This is a genomic window from Endozoicomonas sp. SESOKO2, from assembly GCF_024606245.1.
Lineage (GTDB): Bacteria > Pseudomonadota > Gammaproteobacteria > Pseudomonadales > Endozoicomonadaceae > Endozoicomonas_A.
The window spans coordinates 1-23999 of sequence record NZ_JAHHPQ010000567.1 but is presented as its reverse complement, the minus strand read 5'-3'; the positions used below and the strand labels follow the sequence as shown (position 1 = coordinate 23999).

Sequence of the window (23999 nt, the reverse complement as noted above, 5' to 3'; positions counted from 1 at the left end):
ATCTGATCGACAGCCAGCACCTGGAAGGTGAGTTGAATGATATTCTGGCCGGTGACGCCCATCCGGGTTTTCACCTGTTTGCCACCATCAACCCACCTGAGTACAGCGGTCGAAAACCGCTATCACCGGCGCTGAAAGGGCGTTTCCGGCATTTACCCATCCGCCAGTACAGCCCGACAGAATTGCAGACCATTGCTGAGAAAGTGTTGCCAGAGACCCGGCAGGGGAAAATCATCGCTGAACAACTGACGAAGCTACATTGTCGTCTGAGGGCTTACCTGCAACGGAAAAAACTCCCATTGCAGCCGACCAGTCTTGATTTACAGAATGTGGCCAGAGCTGTTGTCAGAGGGGGTGATTTTACCGAAAAAGCACTTCATCAATGCCTCAATCAATACTATCGGCTTTACCTCGTGGCCGCCAAAACATCGCTGGAGATACTGCCCGGGTCATCGGCTCTTGCCATAGGTAAAAGTGGGCTTGATATTGAACTTTGCAAGTGGTTCAACCAGACGTTTTCGCGCATTAATCGCCCGTGGGTAATACGACGGAGTTATCTCAATAGTATTGACGAGAAAAGCCATGAAATTCGTATCAAGGACAAGCTGAGTGACACGGAAATCAGGACGGAGATCGTCAAACGGATGGCTGAGGCAAAATGGCGAGCAAACGGTCTTCCGTTGAGGCCGGGTCGGTCGGAAGACATTATAATCCAGGCACTTTACCAACACTGGCTGACCCGTTGGTTCGATCTTGAGTATGGCCAGGCGGGCGCGAACGCTGATAGCCTGTTTCAGATGACGGAAGAAGTGAAACGAACTCTGCAAACGTTGGCTTCCAGGGGTTATCTTCAGGAGGCTGACCAGCGGATAGAGGCATGGCATGCCGATGATGCTCGATTGTGGCCCGCGTTCTGGCATCAGATGAGTGATATGGCGAACCGTTGGGTTGACGATTTTACCGAGGAAGCGTTAGCTGACGAAAAAACGGCTATTGCCAGTGATCACGATCCTAAACAATACATTTCAGAAGTCGAATGGGAAAAAGCTCCGGCATTAGACTGGAGCACGAACTTTGAGGACCAGGTGGAGCAACATTATGTACAATGTGAAGTGTTTAATACGCGGAACTATCCTCTCAATATGTATCGCTGGTGGGCAATGGACGTTTATGTGACTGCTCAGGGCGATATCAGACAGCTTGTTATTAATGACAAACACATTCATGGGTTCGATACCCTCAAACCGGAACGGTTACCAGAGCATGGTCGGGAAGTAGCACTAGCAAGCAATCAAACGCTGGCAACCTTTGAGATACCATCAAACATCGACAAATATGCACTGCCCAGCCTGAAGGCTAACGATTACATCGTGGCCCTTCGTGTAGAACCCGATTTGCCATTCACCCTCATCAGGGACCGATATACCGGGCTTCACACGCTGTATTTTACAGAGGCTAGCACCAGACAGGGTATTAAATGCGCTTATATCATAGAGCACAGAGAATCGGGCAAAAAAACACCTGCTAAACGAGCACGACCCAATCGATCAATACGTTCCGACGCCTGCTGTTCAGAAGGCATGAAAACAGTACTCAACAAACTGTTTAAGAACGCTAACGAACAACCACCCGAAGTACAGGTGATTTTGTCGAGAATAGAAAACGCCAAAAACACGGAGCAAAAAGTTGAGGCAATCACGGACTATTGCCGAAGTTTTTCCGGTAATTTTAAACCAGAGCGCCCTAAAAATTTCTTTGATTTCCTCGTCACGAAGCGGCAAGGCAGCTGTCGTCATCGTGCGCCTGTCTTTGTGGCTTTTTGTCGTTATTTCGGGATTCCAAGCCGACAAATTGGAAGCCGTATCCACAGATTTGCCGAGTATTCCGGGGATGGCGGCAAAACCTGGAAGTCGGTGGACTTGGGTGGAGCAACTTCACGCTTAACAAAAATAATACCTCATTTCCAGCCCACCATAAGGTTCAGTCGTTCCAGTAGTGAGTTTAATAAGATTAAGACTCTCCTGAAGGATATTCTGAAAAGTGCTGATTCAGCACAACAGCAAGCTCTGGCTAAAGCCTGTGGCGTCAGCCTTGAGGAGCTGAACAGAATCCTTGAGAGTGCATTGCCAGCAGCCAATTTAGATATTCATAAAGTGGCAAGAAAGCTGTGGGAAGAAAAGGATTTAACCGGTTTTTCCCTGGGCGTCTCAATATTAGAGTCGCTGGAAACAGATTTATTGGGCCATCGCGAGAAGGAATTGGTCAGTGTTGTGTCTCGTTACCCTGGACATATCTGTAAATCAATGTCAGATGCAGTCATACGGATCTTGTCCGACAGTGATAAAGATCTGGTCACTGAGCAACTCAATTTACTCCATTCAAAAATGATTGATCAGGCTGGAGTCAGTCGTTACCAGTGGTTGACTTCAATGGTATACACACTGGCTAAGTGTGACCCGGCCACCCCCTCGTTTATTCTCTTTGCCCGTGAAGCTCTGGAATCGGGTTGGCTGGACCCGCTGCCGACCTATGAGAGCGAAGTGATGAGAGCCGATTGCCATCATTGGTTACTTGAGCGTCTGGAAGATGTCGATGAACTCAAGGTTCAAGCCACCCATTGCCTGAAAAAGTGGTACGGGGAATTATTGTCCAGAGAAAAAAATAGTCAGGTATGGCAGCTGGCTTATGAAAGATTCCAAAAGAACAGAGGTGCTACTCTGTTCGTGACTCATTGTCATGATGGGTTTTCGCGACTCCTTGAAAAGAAAATTGCCAGCTCATTAATACAGCCTGTCTGGACAGATCAACCTGAAGGTGTTCCCGATATAGAACGTATGTTGGTGCACAATCCTGCTTTTCCGCAGTTAATATCGGGTAAAGGTAACCACCGCCCGGTGATTATCATGGGTGAACCTTCCCGGCACGAAACCGGCATGGCTGAAAAGACCGAAGCCCTGTTTCGACTAAACGTTGAGAACAGCCCGGAATTGAAACGGATACTGGAAAAAGTCGATCAATGTGAAGCAACGAAGCAACAGTACTACTCTGATATTCAAGCATTGGAAAAGGATCACAGAAAAACTTTGGGTTATCAGAAAAATCATGCTCAAAAAGAATATGAGAAAAAAAATCTTGCTATCAAAAGCTGGTACAAACCTATTATAGAGTCCCTTGAGGCGTCACCAGAGGACCGAAAGCTTTTGGATGATTTGAGAAAAAAATGCAGTCGAGCGATTTGGCAGGCCTTCAGTCATTATCTTTATGGGATGGCGAACTCGAAAGGTGGTTGTTTAACCTATTGTTGGGCCAAAGCTTCCTTCGGAGCGAGCATGAATTTTGAAAACTATGGCGCTCATGCTCCATCCTCACCTGAAGAGCTGTATGCCATGATGTCGGTAATTGAACACTCACACTGGGTTGTGCAAGCGATTAAGGAAAACTATTTACGGCAGGCGCACGACGCCAGTGACGCTCTGATTCTCAAATCCGATGAGCTGACAAAAATTGCCGAAGAGTTTTTTAACAACGTGAATTTGAAGTCGATCTCTAATGCATTGGTGTAACACCAGGGATGTATTTTTTCTACCTGATTACTGCTAAATGATTGTAGACGTTGCACTTGTCATAGCCCCACGTCATGCTATCTGACAGTAGCCACCTTCCCCTTTTGTAGAGGCGAATTCGGGGATATAACAAACGACGAGGCTTTGACATGGGGCAACAGAGTCAGCTGGCACTGCTGGGCAAAAAACGCTTTCTACCTTTTTTCCTGACCCAGTTCCTGGGTGCCTTTAACGACAACCTCTACAAGAACTCTTTATTACTGATGGCGGCATTCGCCGCAGCAGAGAGCCTGCCATTTAACTCAGATCTTTACATCAATCTGGCTGCTGGCCTGTTTATTCTTCCCTTCTTTCTTTTTTCCAGTGCGGCCGGGCAGATCTGTGACAAATATGAAAAATCGATGATTATCCGCCGGATCAAACTGCTGGAAATTGTCATTATGGCGGTCGCTTCCGGCTTTATCCTTACCCAGAACTATCTGGTTCTGCTGGCTCTGCTGTTCTTGATGGGGATTCAAAGCGCTTTTTTCGGGCCGGTTAAATACGCCATTATTCCTCAACACCTCAATGAAAACGAACTGATGGGCGGCAATGCACTGGTAGAAATGGGTACTTTTGTTGCCATACTGGTGGGTACGCTGGGTGCGGGTATTTTGACTGAACAGCCCGATGCTACTGTGTGGATAGCCATTTCTGTGGTTCTGTTCGCCATCCTGGGTTATTTGGCATCTCTGTTTATACCCAAGGCTACAGCGGCTGCTCCCGATCTGAAAATAAACTGGAACCTCTTTCAGCAAAGCCTGATTATGATCAGGAAAACCCGATCAAACGACAGCGTTCACAAATCCATTATTGCTATTTCCTGGTTCTGGGCACTGGGAGCCGCCTACCTGACACAGCTTCCCAACCTGGCCAGCGAGACCTTGAAAGGCAGCCCGGAAGTCGTCAGTATCATGCTGGCGATGTTTATTATTGGTGTCGCTGCCGGTTCACTGTTCTGTGGACAACTTTCCAAAGGCCGTGTTGAGCCGGGTATTGTACCCATCGGTGCTCTGGGCCTGAGCCTGTTCGGAATCGATTTGTATTTTGCTATCACTCCTGCCACAACTACGAACTTACTGAGCATTAGTGCTTTTGTCGAAAACGCTGAGAATCTGAGAGTATTACTGGATCTGGGCATGATTGGCTTTTTCAGCGGCCTGTTTATTGTGCCTCTGTACGCCATGGTTCAGCAGAGAACACCTGCGAACCTTCGTGCACAGACGATCGCCGCCCTGAATGTTCAGAATTCATTTTACATGGTGGTCAGTGCCTTGTTTGGCATGGTATGCCTGGGGGTACTACAGCTGTCCATTGAACCATTTTTCCTGACACTCGGTGTACTTAATTTGCTGGTCTGTGCCCTTATTTTCAGACGGGTGCCGGAATTTATAGAACGTTTTGTTGCTCGTTTTGTTAAGAAAGTTGCCGGTCATTGATACTCAATGGCATCTTCCAGCTTGTCTTCTGTGTGCTTTTTTTTCATTAGTCCAGTCTTCCACGGACAGGGAGGGCACCCTGGCGAACTCGCGGGTATTATTGGTGACGCAGGTCATGCCAAGGCTTCGGGTATGTCCCGCGATGAGATTATCGTATCCACCGATTTGCTGACCTGTTGAGCAAAGGTGCTGTCGGATATTGGCCGAATGATCGGCGGCTTTTTCATCAAAGGGAAGAACGGAAACCCGCAACAGGAACTCATTCAGCATGGTGATTTTGCACTGCTTTCTCTTTTCGCTGTCGGAGTTATATACCCCGAACATCAGCTCATCATAGGTGATTGAGGAAATGAACATATCGCCACTGTGGTTGGCTATCTTCTGGCGTACCCGCATGGGGTCGCCTTTTTGCATAGCGAAAATAACCATATTGGTATCCAGCATATATTTCATTCGCCCCAGTCTCCCAGATCCCTGATCTGCATGTCGGGCTGAGGCTCACGCTCAAACTCAACGGCGTTTTCATCAATCATCTGAAAGAATGAGTCCCAATCCCCTTCTATCGGCGTGATTAGAATAGATTCTCCGCGCTTGGAGATTCTGACACGCTTTGTGCCCTCCGGCAGCTCAAACTCTTTCGGGATTCTGACCGCCTGTGAGCGGTTGTTTCTGAATACGCTGGTTTCCATGTTTAGCCCTGTATATATAATTTGTATATCCCAAACAGTAGACTATGACAACCGGTAGATCAATATGTTCAGAAAGGTTGCCATCAACAGCTTTGGGTCACTGGCGCTCTTGCCGCTCAAGGTTCCGGTAAAAATTTTCATGGGAGCCAAAGGAGATCAGTTCCATAACCAGCTCGCCGTCGTCAAAGTAATAGGCCAGCAGGGTCAATTGTTTTGTCATCTTGAATTTATATACCCGGAGGTGGCTCAGAACGCCTTTCTTCTTATCGCCAATATCGGGATTGTCGGCTATGGCTTTGATGGCTGTATCAAGATCTGCTTTCTGGTTTGGCCTGAGTTTTTTCACGGCTCTTGAAAACCGGGCTGTCTGGAGTATCGTTTCTGCTTTAGCCAAAACGGTACTCCGAGACCAGACCCTGTTTGCGCTCTTCTTCGGCTTCCAGAATATCCTCTATGAAAGTAATGGGCAGGTCAGGGTTTTCCTTGGCTACCTTGCCAAGGCTGGCCCAGTATTCCACCTGTTTTGCCGCCGAGCGTTTTTTGACCTTGCCAACAAGAGTTGCAGCGGTCACCAGTTCTTCATCCAGTCGTAAGGGTCTGCTTGGCATGTTTCAAATCCTGTTTTTTGTATCAGACTGCTACAAATATAGTTATGTGCATCATGCCTGTCAAAAGCCCTGACCATTTTCGTGAGGTCGCGAAACTTGCATAATGCCCACTCATTCATCACTGACCTTTTTACATGACTTTTATCGCACCTCCCTGCCAGGAACCTTTGACGGAGCTTTACCGTGACGCTGAATTGGTGGTCGTTGTTAAACCTGCGGGGCTGCTAAGTGTTCCCGGTCGTCCACCCAACCATAACGACAGTGTCCACGCCCGGTTGCTTGCTATTGAGCCGGAAACCAGAGTTGTCCACAGGCTGGATATGTCCACATCGGGACTGATGGTGTTCGGCTTGAATGCCGCCAGCCACAGAGAACTGAGTCGACAGTTCCGGGATCGGGAAGTGGAAAAAGGCTATATCGCAGAAGTCTGGGGGGTGCCGGATCAGAAATCAGGAGAAATTTGCCTGCCTTTGATCTGCGACTGGCCTAACCGACCCAGACAGATGGTCGATCATGAGCTTGGTAAAAAGGCTCTGACCCGTTATCACCTCATGGCGGGTGATGGCGCTTATGGCAGGGTCTGGCTGGAACCAGTGACCGGCCGGTCTCATCAACTGAGGGTTCACCTGGCTGAGCTGGGACACCCTGTTCTGGGCTGTGAATTTTATGCTCATGACGAAGCCAGAACAGCGTCTGAACGTTTGCACCTGCACGCCAGCCTGCTGATTTTCAAACACCCTGCCACGGGTGAAACCATGAAGTTTGAAAGCCAGCCTCCTTTCTGAAGGCTGGCGGAATTGAGGTATTACAGGAAAAACTAAGTAAAAGCCTCGAGAAGAACAACCGCTTGCACAAGAGTTCAGAGACCATCACTTCGTTCGTTCTCTTTTATATTTCTCTGTCCGATACCCGCTCAGTAAACATCCTGAGAGTCATTGTTATCACTTTCCCTGAAGGTAAGCTTATTAAGGAGAACTCTCCATAGTTCACTTTTTCAAGGGCTGTGATACTGCCTGCAGTTTTTTCAGCCGGGGTCCTGATGAATGCCTGCGAATCTATTTTACAAAGCCTGCACCGGATTGTTGGACAGGAGTAATCGATCATCCGGAAAACTGTTCAATTTCAAAGTCGGACGCAGTTTGCCGGCCGCTCTGATCCTTTCAGTATCTTTCTCAAAGATTGCTTTTGCTCATTCCATTGACAGGCATGAAGTCAGTGCTTTTGAACAATTCAGAACGGTTACCGGCAACATTCAGGGCAGCCTTTACCAAAGTGCGCGAAAAGCTGGAGTTTCAGCCTCTGTCATTCAGCAGTTTGAGACTATTTTTCGATGGCAGCTTGATTTCAATAAAGATCTGAGGGTCGGCGACCGTTTTGAACTACTGATTGACGACTCCCCTAAAAACAGTCAGGGGTTTGGCGGTGACATTCTGGCTGCCCGACTGTATCAGAAGAATAAAACCTACACAGCGGTTCGTCACAGCGATGGGAAGTACTATACGCCGGAAGGGAAACTACTCGGCAGTTCTTTCTCACGATACCCTCTGAGTATAAAAAGTCAGGTCAGCTCTGGGTTTAACCCTGCCAGAAAACACCCGATCACCGGCCAGATTCGCCCGCACCGCGGAACAGATTGGGCAGTGCCGGTAGGTACTGCGGTTTATGCACCGGCTGACGGAGCCATCGTTAAAGCAAAAACCAATCACCCGGCGGCAGGTACCTTCATCGAAATGCAACATGGCAAACGCTATGTCACCCGGTACCTTCATTTGAGCCAGCTGAATGTGCAAGAAGGGCAACAGGTTCGCAAAGGGGACGTGATTGGTAAAACTGGAAATACCGGTTTATCTACCGGTCCTCACTTGCATTACGAATTGTTAATCGATGGCAGGGCCGTCGACGTTATGACCGCTAAACTGCCAAACGGAAAGCCTTTGCGAGGGGAGGCGTTGAAGCAATTTAAAATAGCCACAAAACCGATAATCGCAGCGATGAACCAGAATCGACAGGAACTACTCCTTGCCAGCAAGGAAACCAGTCCTGGTGATAACTGGCTGATGATGAAAAACCGCGGCGCATTTTAAAATCATTAGGAACAACATCACTCGGCAAGGTACCATTGACATCCACGCCCACTCAGTTCGCTGATGGTCTTACGCAAATTAAAGATAATAATAAAAATACTGCTTTAGCAGGTTTCAGTAGAATGAGGCCCCCTATGCAAATGCGAACCCTGACTGAATGGCTTGATGCTTACGCCGAAAGCCACCAGAACCCTACCAACAAGCTAATTCACTGGATCTGTGTTCCGGCGATCATGTTCAGCATCATTGGCATGGTCTGGTCTTTCAGCCCTGCCGCCGTTTTTGTGGTCATGGCCATCACCCTGATTTTCTACTTCATGCTCTCTCTGCCTTTGACACTGGGCATCATCGCTTTATATGCAGCTATGAGCTGCATAGCTGCCAGCCTTAGTGAGTATTTACTGACCGTCAGTATTGCTGTTTTTGTTGTATCCTGGATCTTCCAGTTTGTCGGCCACAAGATAGAGGGCAAAAAACCCTCCTTCTTCGAAGACATCCAGTTTCTGCTGGTCGGGCCACTCTGGTGCCTGAGTTTTCTGTTTAAGAAGTTGAGCTTAAAGGTCCAATGAGGAGGAGCATGAGATCTCTTGGGCTATTATGTACCCTTGTCTTTGAATCTTGAGAAAACGACCGGGTGGCGAATGAAAAAACTGAAAAATGAAAGTGAACTGGTCAAAGAGGCTCTGAGAGTCGGAGCTATTTATGCCCAAAAACGCAAAGCGGGGCAGTTTGAACCGACCGACTCCGCCAAGCAAAAAGTTGAATACCTCTACCGTCTGCTGGTTCATGACAAGCTGATACAACCTCTGGTGAAAGGGGAAGAATCAGAGCCGAGCATGAAGCGCAAGCTGGCGCTCTGGATATCCCGCCAATTGCCAGAAAACCATCCGCTGTTGAAATAGATGCCCGAAATACAGCCATGAGCCGCCGTAACTGATTTAATCACCGGCGGTAAGGGCATTTTTTCATGGCAAAAAGCGGGAATAACAGTAAACTTCTCGGCTCGCACTTCATCTGTACCGGTAATCATGACCCTTATTCTTCGCTGCCCTGTCTGCCACGAACCTCTGGCACAGTCATTCCATACTTCCGGTATGGGTCTGGGCTGCATCCGGAATCACCAGTTTGACCGGGCCAGGCAAGGGTATTTTAATCTGCTTCCGGGGCATAAAAAGCGCAGTAAAAACCCGGGCGATGATAAAACAATGGTTCAGGCCAGAACCCGATTTCTGGACAAGGGCTACTACAAGCCGGTGGCTGATTCGCTGGCCAATACTCTGGACAGTCTTGGGAAGCCTTCAGTAAGCCAACTGTCTATTCTCGATGCCGGATGCGGTGAAGGGTACTACACAGAAAGGTTACAACAGACGTTTCCGGAAGCCTCAGTAACCGGCATTGATATCTCCAAGCCTGCCATTGTAGCCTGCTGCAAAAGAAACCAAGCTGTCCAATGGCTGGTGGCCAGCGTCAATGACATTCCCGTCAAAGATCAGGAGTTGGACGTCATCATCAGTGTATTTTCACGATGCGACTGGAATGAGTTTGCACGACTGTTAAAGCCTGAAGGGCACGTGCTGGTGTTAACTCCGGGAGAGAAGCACTTGCTGGAACTTCGTCAGGTTATCTACGAAACAGTCAGACCTTACCCTGTGGATAAACTGCTCGATCAACTGCCTGAAAGTTTTACTCTGACTGAAACAAAAGCGGTTCAGGGTGTTATGCAGCTCAACTCAGCCACAGATATTATGGACTTACTGGCAATGACCCCACATTACTGGCATGTCAAACCTTCCCAGAAAGAAAAGCTCGCCAGCCTGAATGCTTTGCAGTGCCGCTTTGATATGAAGCTCTATGTAATGCAACGAGCAGGATAGCTAAACACCCGGAACAGGATCACTTATTGACAACAAACAATTGATTATTCGCCCGTAATTCAGTGATTTTTACGATGCCATCCTCACTGGAGGTGACCACATCGCCGCCATCAGCGCTAAAGGTGGCCGATGTGATAGCTTTATCATGGACAATGCTGGCTTTTTCTAACCATGACCCGTCATCCTGCTGACCAATGATTTTTGCCGTTTTTTGATATAAGGCTTTAGTCACCACATGGCGACCGTCAGGACTGAAGGTGGCTGATAAGGCACAATATTTATGGGGAAAGGTGGCTTTTTCTTCCCATAACCCATTGGCTTTTCTGCCGTAAATTTTCACTGTGCGATCGTCACTGGCAGTCACAAGATGTCGGCTATCGGGGCTGAAGGTGGCGAATTTGACAGTTTTTCTGTGTTGAATGATGGTATTTTCTTCCCATGATCCATCGGACTTCTTCTCATAGATTTCCGCCTTGCAATCATCACTGGCGGAGACCACATAACGACCATCGGCGCTGAAGTTGGCTGACCAGACAGCAGCATCATGGGTAATGACATCTTTTTTTTCCCATGATCCATCGTCCTTCTTGCTATAGATTTGCGCCGTTTTATCCCCACAGGCGATTATCAGGTGGCAGCCATCGGTGCTGAAATTGGCTGAACCGACAGCATTCCTCCGGCGAAGGATAGCTGTTAACTCCCATGATTGATCCTCTTTCTGGCTATGGATTTTCACTGTTTTATCCCAACTGGCGGTCACCAGATGTCGACTATCGGTGCTGAAGCTGGCTGATGTGATCATAGCACTATGGGAAATGATGGTTCCTGGCTCCCATGATTCATTGCTTCCCAGGTCATATATAGTCTCGGTGCCACTCCAACTGGTGGTCACCAAATGCTGACTATCAGGGCTGAAAATCGCTGATTGGGGCCCTCCGTGATGGGGAATGGTGGTTTTTTTTTCCCATGTTCCATCAGTCTTGCGACCGTAAATTTTTGCCGTTTGGTCGCCATTGGCGGTTACCAGATATCGACCGTCAGCACTGAGTGCGGCTGATTTGACCCTATTGCGGTCTGATATATTCATGCGCTCGTAAATGCTGGTGGTTGAGTTAAATTTATAATTTTTGTCGATGGTGGCTTTAGTGACTAATTCAAATGTTTCACATTTAGACATCAGCTCAGCTTTGGTGAAAAATAATAGCGCAGGTAAATAAATACTCTCCTGTCGGCGATCTATAAGTGACGTGACTAACGCCTGATCATTCGAAAACGACTCAAACCACGCACGGAGTTGATTCTCATTTTTTGTGGTGATGGTCATCCTTAGTTGATCCTGATGCGGTAAAGAAAACTGCCGATACCAGGCTTTTGCAAGAGCGTTATTTTGTTTAACAACGTCGCGAAGGCGGGTACATACCTTTTGCAAACTGCGAATATCCCGAAGTTTTAATTTGCAAAAAATCATGGACAGTGTGTCTGACGGTAAATCCTGCAATGAATATTTTTTTTTGTCAGTTGTGGTGATGGACCTACCCGCATTGTTACCCGTTGGTGTTAGGGATAGAGCGCGAGCCCGGGCTCGCGTTAGTGGTGGTTCAGTGCGGGGATTATTATTTATCGCATGCATGTCTGGTTCCGAAAAGCTGGTATTTATCTCCGATCAGCAAGGAGGTTCAAAATAATGTACTCAGTTGGAGGCAGTTTCAGAATGAAAGTTCATAACATGTTGTTAAGCGTAACTAACAAAATTTCTTCAGGCTCACGCGCTGACTTTCAAGAAAGATGTCATTCAGTGGCAGCAGACAATCAATGATTCTCTCTGTAGCTACCCGGAAGATGGCTATAGCTGATCAGAAGGCATAACCACAGAGTCTTGGAGATCTGGGCTGATTTCATCAGAGTCTTGCTTTATTATCCCACTCTTCTTTCCCTGCCCCGAGACTGTCTTACGATATGGCCAGCCCCCGAAAAAAAACCGACCCATCCAAAACCCGTGAAGAGGCCATGTCGGTGGCCAGGGCCACTCAGCGGCCCGGTCAGAGCAAAGAACAGACAAAACTAATTGCCCAAGGCATCCAAAAAGGCATTGAGCACTATAAAAAGCAGCAAAAAGCCAAAGCCCGGGAACTGGATAAACACCTGAAAAAAGTGAAAAGGCAGTCAGAGCCCCCTGCCACAGAGGTTGAAACGATCACTGAGGAAGTAACCCGCTATAAACAGCACTGGCTGCCCTGGCTTTTACTGGGCCTGAGCTGGGCAGCGTTTGCTGCTTACTTCTTTGCATCTGGCGTCTGAAACTTCAGGTTCTCTGGCTAAAAAACCCTCTCCACCAGCAGCGAGCACAATACAGTGATAATCACTATACCCGCCAAATTCAGAATCAGGCCACTTCGAATCATCTGACGAATCGATAACAGACCCGAGCCAAACACGATAGCATTGGGGGGAGTGGCAACGGGCAGCATAAAGGCGCAACTGGCGGCTATGGCTGCTGGAATAGCCAGAACTTCCGGGTCCAACCCAAGGGAGACAGCCAGTGCTCCCAAAGGCGGCAGGAAAGCAGCCGTAGTGGCCGTATTACTGGTAATTTCGGTCAGGAAGATAATCACGGAAACCACCAGCGCAATGGCGGCGATGGTGGGCAATCCATCCAACACCTGAAAGTTACTGGCGATCCATTCTGCCAGCCCTGTTTTTCGGATAATCGCAGCCAGACTCAGACCGCCTCCGAACAGTAGCAAAACATCCCAGGGAAGCTTGCGAATATCTTTCCAGTTAAGAAGAAAATCGAGCTTTTCACCCCACCGGACAGGAATGATGAACATCAGCAGTCCTCCGGCAAGGGCTATAGCTGTGTCAGTAAGCTTTATACCCGGTAAAAAGCCGGACAGCCAGGGTCTGAAGATCCAGCATAATGCGGTTGCGGTAAAAATCACTGCTACCCATTTTTCAGCCCTGCTCAAAGAGCCCATGGAAGCTAATTGTTCTTTTAAAGACTTGCGTACAGATTCATTTTCTCCCGGACGAAGCTTATAGCCCCCCGAACTGAGCCACCAACCCGTGACCAATAGCATCAACAGCGTCGCAGGCATACCTACCAGCATCCATTGGGCAAAGCCAATTTCTATGCCGTATTGCTCACTGAGAAAAGCCGCTAACAAGGCATTGGGAGGTGTTCCAATCAAGGTGCCAAAGCCGCCAATGGAAGCGCCGTAGGCTATAGCCAGCAGCAGAGCCGCAGGAAAATGTCCGTGGGAGCCCCGTTCTTCCTTCATCATTGAGATCACAGACATACCAATGGGTAACATCATGATAGCCGTGGCGGTATTAGACACCCACATGCTGATAAAAGCGGTGGTGAGCATGAATCCTATGACCTGTCGACGCTCACCGGTGCCAGAGGCCAGCATGGTCAGAAGCGCAATTCGGCGATGCAGGTTCCAGCGTTCCATAGCCAGACCCAGCATGAAGCCTCCCATAAAAAGATAGATGACAGGGTGGGCATAAGCCGAAGCGACTTTATCCAGAGAGAGCAGGCCAACTAACGGAGCCAGCAGCAGCGGTAACAGTGCGGTCACTGCGATAGGCAGTATTTCCATGGACCAGAAAACGGCCATCATCAGAGCCAGCCCAGCACAGTGCCAGGCAGCAACAGGCATATCCTCGGGCGCAGGCAGCACCAGCGTCATAACAAACAGGGCCCCCCCTGCGATGAGCCCAATCAGCCAGATATAAGGGTTGGCACCCGATTCCAGCTCTGACGAGGAGGGTTGTTTACTCATGGTCTGTTCCTTAGAAGTATTCTGTTTATAAGTCGGTTACTTCCTTGATTTATTCACCCGTCCGCTTCCAAAAATCGAAAATCCCCCTCTTCATGCTCGGTAAATGGTCATTCTGACCAATGGGTTTCCGGGCAATATGACAATCTGTGTTCTAATCTGTCCACGGTTAGGAAAATAAAATCATGAACGATTGCGGTAATGGACTCCTTCTTATCTATAAAATCCTTTTCAATCAGAGCGGCTTTCTCTGTAAGTCTTGTACTGATGTTGTTTGCATCTATGTCAGCTTACCAGGTAAAAGCGGCTGACAAGCCGTCCTTTGACAAGCCTGTGTGCTTAAAACACTCGTGCTCTATAGAAATGCAACCGGACGGCTTCGGAGGTTATATCTGTCTGTGGTGTATTCAGAATACGCTCAATCAGATGGAAGATGCTATGGAGGCACAGCAAGCCCGTCGCTATGCTGCTGAAACGGCTCTGATGGAAAACGGGCCAGACTCTGACGATCCGAATAGAGATAATGTTGCTCTTTTAGAGGATCAGATGGAGCGCGGCTGCCTGTTGCGAGATGAGAGACAGGAATCGGGCGGCTATGCTTGTTATTCTGCTATGATCAGTGCCCGTTCTGATTTATCTCTGCCAGCCACTGCCAAATACAGTTTTGAACAAACGGCAGGGCACAAGAGCAGCTTTCCTACTCACGACGATCTCCACGAAGAAAATCTGGCCGTCGAATCATTGTCCGCTGAAACGACAACTACAACCACTCCTTCTGTCGCTCACAATCTTATTCCACCCATTGAACAAGGAGTTTATGAAGAATTTCAAACTGTGCGACCTTCAGTGCAGGATTCAGAAGGCTCATCTATTGCTTACAACCTTATTGAACGACTTGAAAAGAGAGGCTATGGAATATCAGGCACTCATGCTTCGGCCCTGCCCCGTGGGGAAGCCATGTTGCTACTGAGAGACAAGGCGGAACTGCCTGTCCTGATCTCACTATTGTCAGATTTTAATATCAAATTTGCTGATCAATCACTGTTGAATCTCAAGTCGCTTTTGCTTTCAGGTAAATACCTTATTATCCGGATGATCCAAAAAGATGGGATGATCACGGTTATCCATATTCACCCTGTAGAAAACAAGCAGGCTCTGATTATTACAGAGCTGGGTCTGCAGAGTTCGCCCATTTGTATCGAAAACCTGACCCTCCTTCTTAGTGCTTTTCTGAATCATGAAGAGGTGACAGAACTGGCTGTTTTTACTCACGAGGCAGTTCCAGACGATCCCGCCCCCTCATCAGAAGGCGCAACTGCCGCGGCTATGCTCACTAACTCCCTGACAGTCGCCATTATCGAATATATTCAACAGCTGGGGCATTCTTCACCAGAATATCCTCCTATCGAACATACTGGCGCGATCCGGGAGCTCAAAAAGACACAGGATCAGGCCGAACTTGCGCTATCAATGCCAAATTATGGCTTCCAGCCCGGCCCCACTGAAGGTAGCGCTTTGCAGAATGTCGAAGCACTGACCGGAGCACAAACTCCCTTTATGGCTCAATTGATGACTCCAGACCAAGAGGTCACAGTGATCAATTTTCAGCCAGAAGCATCAGGTGATGTCATGCTGAGCTTGTCAGGAAGGCACTTTGTCATAGACAGGAGAGAGATCGGTGCATTGTTTGACTGGATCATCAACCAGTTCAAACCGGTAATACAGATTTTCATTCTGGCACCTCTCTACTTCTAACTATTTCTAACTATTCCTGAGCAAGCTACCCCTTTGATGGGTATACTCCGCATCCGCGCTTTTTCATCAGCTCTGTTATACTCCTGACCCCAAAATGCATTGCCACACAGATTTGAGTGATGTTATATCCGGCGATGCAGACTTTTCACGGTAGAGAGTAAACCTTGATTACACACCCTTTTTCCGACTTGCCGCTGCCCGAAGCGCTGCTGAACAACCTGGAGCAGATTGGCTACCGGGAAATGACCCCTATCCAGCAAAAAAGTTTACCTCTGGCCATGGCCGGCAGAGACCTTATTGCCAAGGCCAAAACCGGCAGTGGTAAAACGGCAGCCTTTGCCATTGGCATGCTTTCGGGCATTCATCAACGCTTTTTTTGGCTGTCAGGGTCTTGTGCTCTGCCCCACTCGTGAACTGGCCACCCAGGTCGCCAACGAAATTCGAAAACTGGCTCGCTACCGTCAGAACATCAAAGTCGTTACCTTATGCGGTGGACAACCTATTGGCCCACAGATCAGCTCACTCTCCCATGGTGCCCATATCGTTGTCGGTACACCGGGAAGAATTCAGGATCATCTGCGTAAGCGGACACTCACTCTCGAACAACTAAAAACGGTGGTATTGGATGAAGCTGACCGGATGCTGGATATGGGATTTATTGATGCCATTGAAAACATTCTGAATCACACCCCGCCAAACAGGCAGACGCTGCTTTATTCAGCCACCTATCCCAAACAGATCAGGGCCCTGAGCCAAAAGTTCCAGTCTGAGCCTGAAGAGGTCACTGTTGAGTCAGTGCACACTCACCAACACCTTCAGCAGTTTTTCTATCAAGCTGAGAACCCTGACAAACCAGAAACCCTCTGCAAACTGCTGAACCATTATCAGCCCGCTTCTACTGTCATCTTCTGTAATACCAAACAGACCTGCAAAGACGTTGGTACTTACCTTTATGACCAGGGGTACAGGCCATTGGTGCTGCACGGTGATATGGAACAGCGAGAACGAGACCAGATGCTGGTAAGGTTTTCAAACCAGAGTGCCGACATTCTGATTGCTACCGATGTCGCAGCCCGGGGTCTGGATATTAATGATCTGGCGGCTGTTATCAATTATGACCTGAGTCGAGATCCGGAAGTCCATGTTCACAGAGTCGGGCGAACAGGTCGTGCTGGTAAAGAAGGTCTGGCCTTGAACCTGCACACCTCCCGTGAGCAATACAAACTGGATGCTATTGCCGATATGCTGCGAACCGAACTCACTTTTGCTGACCACAGAGCACTGAAGCCAGCAACACAACCGCCTCCAAAAGCCCCAATGGTGACGCTGGCTATTGATGGAGGAAAAAAGAACAAGGTACGCCCTGGCGATATTCTGGGCGCTCTTACCGGTGAAGCAGGCATTCCCGGTGACCAGGTCGGCAAAATTAATGTTTTTGATTTTGTCGCCTACGTGGCTATTAAAAGGGAAAGTGCCCGGAAAGCTCTGGCTCGACTTGAACAGGGCAAAATCAAAGGCCGGAAGTTTAAAGTTCGCAGACTCTGATTGATTCTGTGACTTGTGCACCTTCAGCTCATAAGACATTCGACTTGTATTATGAGCTGCCTTTTTGGAGACAGTCTCTTACATCACGGGGTAATACACCGGATAGTATTCCACTCCAGATTTTTCGCTTCCTGAGTGATCTGTTCATTACAGATGTAACAATGGTTGCGGTTATGATCAGTATCACCGTGTTTGACTTTTCTGCCAATGATGCAGTGGCCCTTCATGTCCATGCAGAACCTTTGTTTATAGTTGAATAGGGCACATTCACTCAGATCTACAGCGGAATGCCTCATTTCTTTCCCGTCTCGAATCCAGTAATGTCCGCTATCAGTCCCTTTATCAAACTTGCAGACATCAATTTGGCCTCGGACATATTCGGGAAACCTGCACTTTTGATTGTTGGGTATTCGGGTTGCCAGAACATGAAGAGCGCTACCGTTGTGGGTATTGTCTGAGTCAACAGTCTCGTAATAACGAGACCCAGCCAGCTCACAGCGCTGACCGTCGGCCGATATAGTGCCAAAAGAGAAGTAGCTGCGCTTTTCTCCAGGCACTTTTTCGACCCTGCTCTCCATACAGAGATTAGGTTGCTGCCTGACAAACCCGGCTTTTTCGGAAACTTTGTCGCCACCAGCAACAGGTTGTTGCTCATACGTTTCATCCTGAGTAAAAATCCCGAACTCTCCCTGCCCTTGGTCACAAAATTCAAAAACACGTTTTGATAGAAAGAGTGCAGTGGTCATACCGGCGGGGTCTTTCAAATAGGGATTATAGGTTTTCGCTTGCTGTAACTGAGTGTATTTAGCCAACAACCATTGAAACTGATAGCTGTAGGAGTAGCTTCCACTGGAATCTCTGTACAAACAGGCCAGAACCGGAGTGCCTGCTCCTGTGTAGTAACCAACATATCCGACCTCAACACCAGATCCTACCAGTGAATGCGCCACACAGAGTGGTACATCGTTACCGGTTTCCATGATTTCAGAGAGAGCATCCACGTTATAGGAGCCGTTGATATGTGTCGTAAGCCAACATGCTTGTTCAGCTTCCCCATGAGCCACGGACAGCAAAAGGAAAGTTCCTATCAGACTGGATAAGGCCATTCGAACTGCCTGCATCAGATTTCACCCACTAATAAAAATTGATAATTCAGACCCCACTGCCCAGGGGCTGTTCGGGACTGATACACGATGTACCTACGCAAGTTCCAAAATCCCAATGGAACCTGCTATTTCTGGAGGTATGATTTTCTGGACAGTTTTATATAGACGAGGATGCGACTGACCGCCAATTCCCTTTGCACTGTCACGCAAGAAGTACCACTCAACGTTGGCTTCAGGTATAAGTCAGCAGCTAGCAGCCTGTCGGACTTAAGGCTGTCCTACTGCGATTTTCAAACCAGAGCGCCGACATTCTGATTGCTGTCGATGTCGCAGCGGGGTCTGGAGTTGATGACCTGAAGGCCGTTATCAACTGTGACTCGCGCCTTGAAGAGGGAAGGATTGAGATTGAGGGCCGGAAGTTTAAAGTTTGCAGACTCTGATAATTCCTGTGTCTGCTGTGCTTTCAGCTCATAAGACATCCGAATTGTATTATGAGCTGGAATTTTTGGAAAAAGTCTCTTAAATCAAGGGGTAATACACTTAATCTTGCTCCAGTCCAGTTTTTGCGCTTCCTGAGTGATCTGTTCATTACAGATATAACAGTGGTTGCGGTTATGATCAGTATCACCGTGTTTGACTTTTCTGCCAATAATGCAGTGACCTTTCATGTCCATGCAGAACCTTGGTTCGTAGTTGAAACGGGCACACTCGCCCAGATCTCTGGCAGAATGCCTCATTTCCTGACCGTCCCTAATCCAGTAATGGCCGCCATCAGTCCCAATATCAAATTTGCAGACATAAATATTGCCTCTGACATATTCAGGAAACCTGCACTTCTGATTTTTGGGTGTTGGGGCTGCCATAACTCGAAGAGTGCCCGCTTGATTACTATCACCCAAGGCACTGCCTGAGTGAACGGTCTCATAATAACGAGACAGACTCAGCTCACAGTGCTGGCCATCGGTCGATTGAGTGCCAAAAGCGAAGTAATTGCGTTTTTCTCCCAGAACTTCCTCGGTTCCGCTGCCCATACAGAGGTTAGGTTGCTGTCCGGTAAATTCGCTTCCTTCGGAAGCTTTCTCGCCACCAACAACGGTTTGCTCCTGATAAGTTTCACCCTGCGTAAAAAAACCGGACTCTTCTGACCCTTGGTCACAATATCCAAAAACATGTTTTGATAGAAAGAGTGCAATGCTAATACCAGCAGGGTCTTTCAAATAGGGATTATGGGCTTTCGCCGCCTGCAACTGAGAGTATTTAGCCGACAACCATTGAAACTCATAACTATAAGACTGACTTCCGCCAGAATCCCAATACGAACAGGCCAGAACCGGGCTATCTTCTCCTGGCTGATAATGAACATATCCGACCTCAACGCCGGAGCCCGTCAGCGCACGAGTCACACACAGTGGCACATCATCGCCAGTTTCCATGATCTCGGAGAGGACATCCACGTTATAGAAGCTGTCAGTATGGGTTGTCAGCCAACATGCTTCCCCGGCTTCCCCACGGGCCATGGACAGTAAAAGGAAGGTTCCTATCAGGCTGGATAAGGCCACACGAACTGAGCGCATCAGAATTAACCCACCACCGTAGATTTAAATTGACAACCCAGACCCAGCTGCACAGAGGCTGTTGAGATGGCCCCACTACCCCAATGAAGACTGTTGATTTCTGAGTTATCTATGCCTGAAGGATCTATATAGACGAAGATACGACTTACCGCCAATTCCCTTTGCACTGTGACTCAAGAAGTAACCCTGGGTAATGGCTATAAGTAAAAGTCAGAATGGGAGCCATGGCTAACAAGCGGTAAGTTGTTACTTTTACCTACGCAATAACGACAAATGAAAAAATCGATTCTGACGGCTGCCATCCTGACGGCAAGCGTTAACATTGCCAAGGCAGATATTATTGGCGCGAAACTGGGTTACAACTATTGGAATACTACCAACCACGGTGACTTTCAGACCGTTTACGGACAGATAGAACACCCGATCCCCCTGCTTCCCAATCTGGCGGTAGGCTATAGCAGGCTTAACCATGACAAGCTGAAGTTCGACAGTTACGATGCTTCCGGCTACTACGAAATTCTGGATAATGGCAATATCGCTCTGGATCTGGGAATGGGGGTTCGTCGCTTTGACAGCGGTGAATATCGGAATGCCTCTTTCAGCGATACAGTCCCCATGCTAACCGCCGATGTGGAATTGTTTCAGGACAGCATCATTAGCTTTTACAGCAAGCTTTACGCAGGTCGCTCAGGCGATACTGACTTTAATGACCTGGAAGTGGGTGTCCGTTTTTACCTGTTTGCCGGCCTGAAACTGCAAGGTGGCTACCGCACCTACGACATCGATATGGATGGCACCAAGGGCATCTATGACGATGAGCGTATCAAGGGCTTTAATCTGGGCCTGCACTGGGACATCTGACTCCCTCGCCTTAAAGCTGGCTCTGATGAGCCAGCTTCCTGCCATCCGAGCTCTTCTGACAAATCTGTCAGACTTTCTAGACTGAAGAAAACGAATCAACAAAATGGCAGGTTAAAATGGACGGAGCTAGCCAGGGTCTACCCTCTCCTCAATCAGGAAATAGTTCAACTTCTGATCCTTCAACGAGCTCAGAGCAAGAAAGCAAAGTCACACGTCAGCAGGATCACCGTGATATTACTCCTACCAACGGTGAAAATCTGGTAGCGAGAGCGACTGCCGTAGCTGGCAAAGACGAGCAATTACGCAACCGTAGCGTCAGCAGGAGGAAATACACTCTGGATGAAATGGCGGAACTGGGCCATAAGGTCGAAGAGTCCCTGGAAGCCATTAGAACGTTTATAATGGAGAATGGCCTTAAGGAAAGGCAGCCCGAGCTTGGCTGTACTCTTTATGAAGGCTACTCCACAGCCACGCAGCTTCTGTTGATAGAGATGAAACAATTACTGGATACGCATTTTACCAATGTGAACCAGATTTACCAGGTGCTCCAGTCCGATTACAGTGTTTTTAGAAAACTGGAAACCACCGCCAGAAGAGCAGTCAGATCTCGACGGATCAGTGAATCGGAACAGACCTTGCTGAAAGACATCGTCAGCCTCGGAAATTCAGACAAACGCCACGAGGATTATTGGCGAGAACGAACACGCATAGAACTTTATGCCAATCTTTGTGGAATACGCTTTCACAAAGCTCTTAAAGTGATGCCTCACCTTCATGCCGTGAGACAGAATGACCGCGCAACCTTTCGACACAGGATAGAAGACTTTTTACCCCAGTCCATCGAATGCATGAAAATGTATCAGGAAGTGATTCAATGTCAGCTGGGGCTTGAACAATATTCAAAACTTGAAGTGAGCCTTGATACCCATGACAGGGCCGTCTTCGGGGTAGCCATGCTGGCTGATCTGGCCATGGAAGAATACCTGCTCACTGACGATCTGGATAAACTTCGCCAAATGCTGGCGAGCCATTCCTGCTGTTTCAGTCGGTGGCTGGCTGACTTCGACCCTGAGCAGCCACAGGTGATAAAATTAAATAGCTTTGAACTCAGGCATCTGATGAGTGCCATGATTCTGACAGACAACCCCATACAAGCTCAGCGCCTCATACAGTTCTTCCGGAAAGAGATGGAAGCGGACAATCCTGCCTTTGCTCCAAAGGATGCTTTGTCACTCGGCATCTCCTTACTGAGATCGCTACCGTATCTTTATGACCGCCCCGAACCGCTGGCTCACTTTAAAGCCAGGCTGGAAGGGGCCAGGGCTCTGGTAGCTGAGTTAGAGACCCTGATCAGAACCATTAACAAGAAAAAAATGCTGCCTGAGGGTGTCCGGGCTACGCTGATGTCCATTTTTGAGCAGGTCAACAACCACTACCAATTCGTAATAAAGAGTCTTCATGTGCGAGAAGCAGAGGTCGTTCAGAGAGCTTCCGACCTGATTGCAGAAGAACAAGAGGAACAGCAGCAGATCAAAGAAAAACTGGAGGCCAGAGCGAAAAAACGCCGGGAAAGAGAAGAACAGAGACAGAAGGCCCAATGGCAGAAAAAGCAGGCCACGCAGGCCGCAACCGCAGAGAAAAAACCACCCCCCCCCTGCGCCAAAGCCCTATGATCTGGCAGGCACACTGAATGAGGCTACTGAAGCCTTTGCTCGAAAAGAGCCTGTTGGGGTTCTGAACAACATCTTCAAGAGAGTGATTAACCATCCCCAGGTGACTGGCTTTGACAAAGCTCAGGCTCATTACAGTTATGCCGACATGGTCACCTCCAGGCTTCGGCGTCAGCTGGAGTTTGTTCACAAAATGATTGAGCCTGTCTATGCCTACGGGCAAGCCCTGGAAAATCAGGGGCCGCCTGATCTGGAAAAAGACATCAAATTCAGGGAAGCATTGAAGCAGTTCAAGCTTAATATGCAGCAGATCAGCATCTACACCTTGGTCATGAGTAAGGCCGTCAAAGAAGCGCAGGAGATTTTCTTTAGCCTTAATGAAGATCAACCCGAGTTTGTTGATGCACTGGTGGATCTACACAACGACATGGAGCACCTGATTGCTCAGGGAAAAGCCGTCATTCAATGCTGCAAGGACATTCCGGATATTTATGCCCGGCGGGGTAAAATGATTCAGCGTCACAAGCTGTACAGGAAAAGTGGCTCACTGCGAGACCATGAGTTAAAAAGTGGCTCACAGCAACACCGTGATTTACAAAGTGACTCAGAACGACACCGAGAGTTATCCGACCGAATAAAGGATCTGGAAGAACTTGGCAAGAAGCTCGATAAAAGTATGGGAATGCTGAAAGACGCCCTTAATAGTGAACAGGCCGCCCAGGTCCGGCAGGCTCTGAGCCCTGATGATTCAGCCTCTGTGGCTGAATGTAATAATGACTCTGCACAGGGCTCCTTGCCCGATCAGGCTACCTCATCCATGCAAACATCTCCGGTAGCTACCGCTGCACCTTCAGAGGGCACCCACACAACGGACATAGAAACACCATTAGTTGCAGGCATTGAGGAAGCTCAAGAGATTAAACTACCCCTGAAGCTGCTTATTCCCGAAAACATGGTGATTGCCCTGGGCATTTCAATCGTGGAGCGCCAACTCATAGCACTCATGAAGCTCTTCGATTCGGGAACCGTTCAGGATAAAAATCTGACTACTGCAAAATCCAGAAAAGGCAAAAAAGGGAAACAGCAGGGACGTAAAGGAAAAGATCCAGTGGTCCCTCAACCACAAGCCACTGAGGTCAAAAAGAAAAATGTCGATCCCGATGAACTGGGCCTGAAACTCCAAACAAGGCTCAGTGACTATCTTGAAGTACTCCATGACACAGGAAAGACTCCTGATGGCAAAACGGTGCCTGAGGGGCTGGATTTAAAAGTACTGCTGACAAGAATCCAGCAGGGTACTTTTCTCGAGGACTCCAAGTATTTGGGCGTTGACTGTACCTTTCTTTCAGATGCTCTGAAAATTCCTATCCAGGTTAACCTGCCGATGAACAACATGCTTTACTTCCGGCC

At 48.3% G+C, this 23999-nt stretch carries 21 protein-coding genes; 13 read left to right on the top strand and 8 right to left on the bottom strand.

Annotated features, from left to right (window positions below; translation table 11 throughout):
• On the top strand, positions 1-3563 hold a 3563-nt coding region (locus KDK17_RS13990; RefSeq protein WP_257288310.1), incomplete at its 5' end, for a transglutaminase-like domain-containing protein.
• 149 nt (positions 3564-3712) lie between these two features.
• Entirely contained in the window at positions 3713-5041 is a 1329-nt protein-coding gene (locus KDK17_RS13985; RefSeq protein WP_257288309.1) for an MFS transporter, read from the top strand.
• A 3-nt stretch (positions 5042-5044) separates the two neighbouring features.
• Here KDK17_RS13985 and KDK17_RS13980 read toward each other — a convergent pair whose 3' ends face one another.
• From KDK17_RS13980 to KDK17_RS13965, 4 genes are all read right to left on the bottom strand, one after another.
• On the bottom strand, positions 5045-5494 hold the full coding sequence (locus KDK17_RS13980) for a type II toxin-antitoxin system VapC family toxin (protein ID WP_257252445.1): 450 nt from the start codon (positions 5492-5494) through the stop codon (positions 5045-5047).
• Complete coding sequence (vapB, locus tag KDK17_RS13975; RefSeq protein ID WP_257252446.1) at positions 5491-5730, bottom strand: type II toxin-antitoxin system VapB family antitoxin; 240 nt, start codon at positions 5728-5730, stop codon at positions 5491-5493. Before vapB ends, KDK17_RS13980 begins: the two co-directional genes overlap by 4 nt.
• 97 nt (positions 5731-5827) lie before the next feature.
• Positions 5828-6124, bottom strand: coding sequence for a type II toxin-antitoxin system RelE/ParE family toxin (locus tag KDK17_RS13970; protein ID WP_257288308.1), 297 nt, complete (start codon positions 6122-6124; stop codon positions 5828-5830).
• Entirely contained in the window at positions 6117-6338 is a 222-nt protein-coding gene (locus tag KDK17_RS13965; protein ID WP_257252449.1) for a ParD-like family protein, read from the bottom strand. Before KDK17_RS13965 ends, KDK17_RS13970 begins: the two co-directional genes overlap by 8 nt.
• Positions 6339-6505: 167 nt before the next feature.
• Between KDK17_RS13965 and KDK17_RS13960 the strand changes: the two genes are divergently transcribed.
• The 5 genes from KDK17_RS13960 to KDK17_RS13940 all read left to right on the top strand — a co-directional run bounded on the left by KDK17_RS13960 (position 6506) and on the right by KDK17_RS13940 (position 10296).
• Positions 6506-7123, top strand: coding sequence for a pseudouridine synthase (locus tag KDK17_RS13960; RefSeq protein WP_373691602.1), 618 nt, complete (start codon positions 6506-6508; stop codon positions 7121-7123).
• A 258-nt stretch (positions 7124-7381) separates the two neighbouring features.
• A complete protein-coding gene (locus KDK17_RS13955; protein WP_257280814.1) occupies positions 7382-8422 on the top strand; it encodes a peptidoglycan DD-metalloendopeptidase family protein in 1041 nt (346 codons plus the stop codon).
• Positions 8423-8544: 122 nt separating this feature from the next.
• Positions 8545-8991 (top strand): DUF962 domain-containing protein, encoded by a 447-nt coding sequence (locus tag KDK17_RS13950; RefSeq protein ID WP_257252453.1) that lies wholly within the window; start codon positions 8545-8547, stop codon positions 8989-8991.
• Positions 8992-9063: 72 nt separating this feature from the next.
• The gene (locus KDK17_RS13945) at positions 9064-9324 is read left to right on the top strand and encodes a DUF5062 family protein (RefSeq protein ID WP_257252454.1); all 261 of its coding nucleotides are present in this window, start codon (positions 9064-9066) and stop codon (positions 9322-9324) included.
• 126 nt (positions 9325-9450) lie between these two features.
• On the top strand, positions 9451-10296 hold the full coding sequence (locus KDK17_RS13940) for a methyltransferase domain-containing protein (protein WP_257252456.1): 846 nt from the start codon (positions 9451-9453) through the stop codon (positions 10294-10296).
• A gap of 19 nt (positions 10297-10315) precedes the next feature.
• Here KDK17_RS13940 and KDK17_RS13935 read toward each other — a convergent pair whose 3' ends face one another.
• Entirely contained in the window at positions 10316-11926 is a 1611-nt protein-coding gene (locus tag KDK17_RS13935; protein ID WP_257288307.1) for an F-box/WD40 repeat-containing protein, read from the bottom strand.
• A 326-nt stretch (positions 11927-12252) separates the two neighbouring features.
• On the opposite strand from KDK17_RS13935, the gene KDK17_RS13930 reads away from it, so the two are divergent.
• Complete coding sequence (locus tag KDK17_RS13930; protein ID WP_257252458.1) at positions 12253-12594, top strand: DUF2956 domain-containing protein; 342 nt, start codon at positions 12253-12255, stop codon at positions 12592-12594.
• A 17-nt stretch (positions 12595-12611) separates the two neighbouring features.
• Here KDK17_RS13930 and KDK17_RS13925 read toward each other — a convergent pair whose 3' ends face one another.
• A complete protein-coding gene (locus KDK17_RS13925; protein WP_257288306.1) occupies positions 12612-14081 on the bottom strand; it encodes a DASS family sodium-coupled anion symporter in 1470 nt (489 codons plus the stop codon).
• Positions 14082-14345: 264 nt separating this feature from the next.
• Between KDK17_RS13925 and KDK17_RS13920 the strand changes: the two genes are divergently transcribed.
• From KDK17_RS13920 to dbpA, 3 genes are all read left to right on the top strand, one after another.
• Entirely contained in the window at positions 14346-15833 is a 1488-nt protein-coding gene (locus tag KDK17_RS13920) for a hypothetical protein (protein ID WP_257252460.1), read from the top strand.
• Positions 15834-15997: 164 nt separating this feature from the next.
• Positions 15998-16246 carry a DEAD/DEAH box helicase gene (locus KDK17_RS19620; RefSeq protein ID WP_373691601.1) on the top strand — a complete coding sequence of 83 codons (249 nt, stop codon included), beginning with the start codon at positions 15998-16000 and terminating at the stop codon, positions 16244-16246.
• Complete coding sequence (gene dbpA / locus KDK17_RS13915) at positions 16227-17378, top strand: ATP-dependent RNA helicase DbpA (protein WP_373691600.1); 1152 nt, start codon at positions 16227-16229, stop codon at positions 17376-17378. Before KDK17_RS19620 ends, dbpA begins: the two co-directional genes overlap by 20 nt.
• Before the next feature lie 83 nt (positions 17379-17461).
• On the opposite strand, the gene KDK17_RS13910 is transcribed toward dbpA, so the two are convergent.
• Positions 17462-18484, bottom strand: coding sequence for a hypothetical protein (locus KDK17_RS13910; protein ID WP_257288305.1), 1023 nt, complete (start codon positions 18482-18484; stop codon positions 17462-17464).
• A 524-nt stretch (positions 18485-19008) separates the two neighbouring features.
• Complete coding sequence (locus KDK17_RS13905) at positions 19009-20058, bottom strand: hypothetical protein (protein ID WP_257280809.1); 1050 nt, start codon at positions 20056-20058, stop codon at positions 19009-19011.
• A 273-nt stretch (positions 20059-20331) separates the two neighbouring features.
• Between KDK17_RS13905 and KDK17_RS13900 the strand changes: the two genes are divergently transcribed.
• The gene (locus tag KDK17_RS13900; protein WP_257288304.1) at positions 20332-20919 is read left to right on the top strand and encodes a hypothetical protein; all 588 of its coding nucleotides are present in this window, start codon (positions 20332-20334) and stop codon (positions 20917-20919) included.
• 1500 nt (positions 20920-22419) lie between these two features.
• The coding region (locus tag KDK17_RS13895; protein ID WP_257288303.1) for a hypothetical protein at positions 22420-23999 on the top strand (1580 nt) is incomplete at its 3' end.

Coding starts and splice junctions, on each gene's coding strand:
- vapB (WP_257252446.1), bottom strand. CDS start 5,730: ATGGAAACCAGCGTATTCAGAAACAACCGCTCACAGGCGGTCAGAATC.
- KDK17_RS13925 (WP_257288306.1), bottom strand. CDS start 14,081: ATGAGTAAACAACCCTCCTCGTCAGAGCTGGAATCGGGTGCCAACCCT.
- KDK17_RS13905 (WP_257280809.1), bottom strand. CDS start 20,058: ATGCGCTCAGTTCGTGTGGCCTTATCCAGCCTGATAGGAACCTTCCTT.
- KDK17_RS13930 (WP_257252458.1), top strand. CDS start 12,253: ATGGCCAGCCCCCGAAAAAAAACCGACCCATCCAAAACCCGTGAAGAG.
- KDK17_RS13980 (WP_257252445.1), bottom strand. CDS start 5,494: ATGAAATATATGCTGGATACCAATATGGTTATTTTCGCTATGCAAAAA.
- KDK17_RS13935 (WP_257288307.1), bottom strand. CDS start 11,926: ATGCATGCGATAAATAATAATCCCCGCACTGAACCACCACTAACGCGA.
- KDK17_RS13950 (WP_257252453.1), top strand. CDS start 8,545: ATGAGGCCCCCTATGCAAATGCGAACCCTGACTGAATGGCTTGATGCT.
- KDK17_RS13955 (WP_257280814.1), top strand. CDS start 7,382: ATGCCTGCGAATCTATTTTACAAAGCCTGCACCGGATTGTTGGACAGG.
- KDK17_RS13965 (WP_257252449.1), bottom strand. CDS start 6,338: ATGCCAAGCAGACCCTTACGACTGGATGAAGAACTGGTGACCGCTGCA.
- KDK17_RS13940 (WP_257252456.1), top strand. CDS start 9,451: ATGACCCTTATTCTTCGCTGCCCTGTCTGCCACGAACCTCTGGCACAG.
- KDK17_RS13910 (WP_257288305.1), bottom strand. CDS start 18,484: ATGGCCTTATCCAGTCTGATAGGAACTTTCCTTTTGCTGTCCGTGGCT.
- KDK17_RS13985 (WP_257288309.1), top strand. CDS start 3,713: ATGGGGCAACAGAGTCAGCTGGCACTGCTGGGCAAAAAACGCTTTCTA.
- KDK17_RS13920 (WP_257252460.1), top strand. CDS start 14,346: ATGTTGTTTGCATCTATGTCAGCTTACCAGGTAAAAGCGGCTGACAAG.
- KDK17_RS13945 (WP_257252454.1), top strand. CDS start 9,064: ATGAAAAAACTGAAAAATGAAAGTGAACTGGTCAAAGAGGCTCTGAGA.
- KDK17_RS13900 (WP_257288304.1), top strand. CDS start 20,332: ATGAAAAAATCGATTCTGACGGCTGCCATCCTGACGGCAAGCGTTAAC.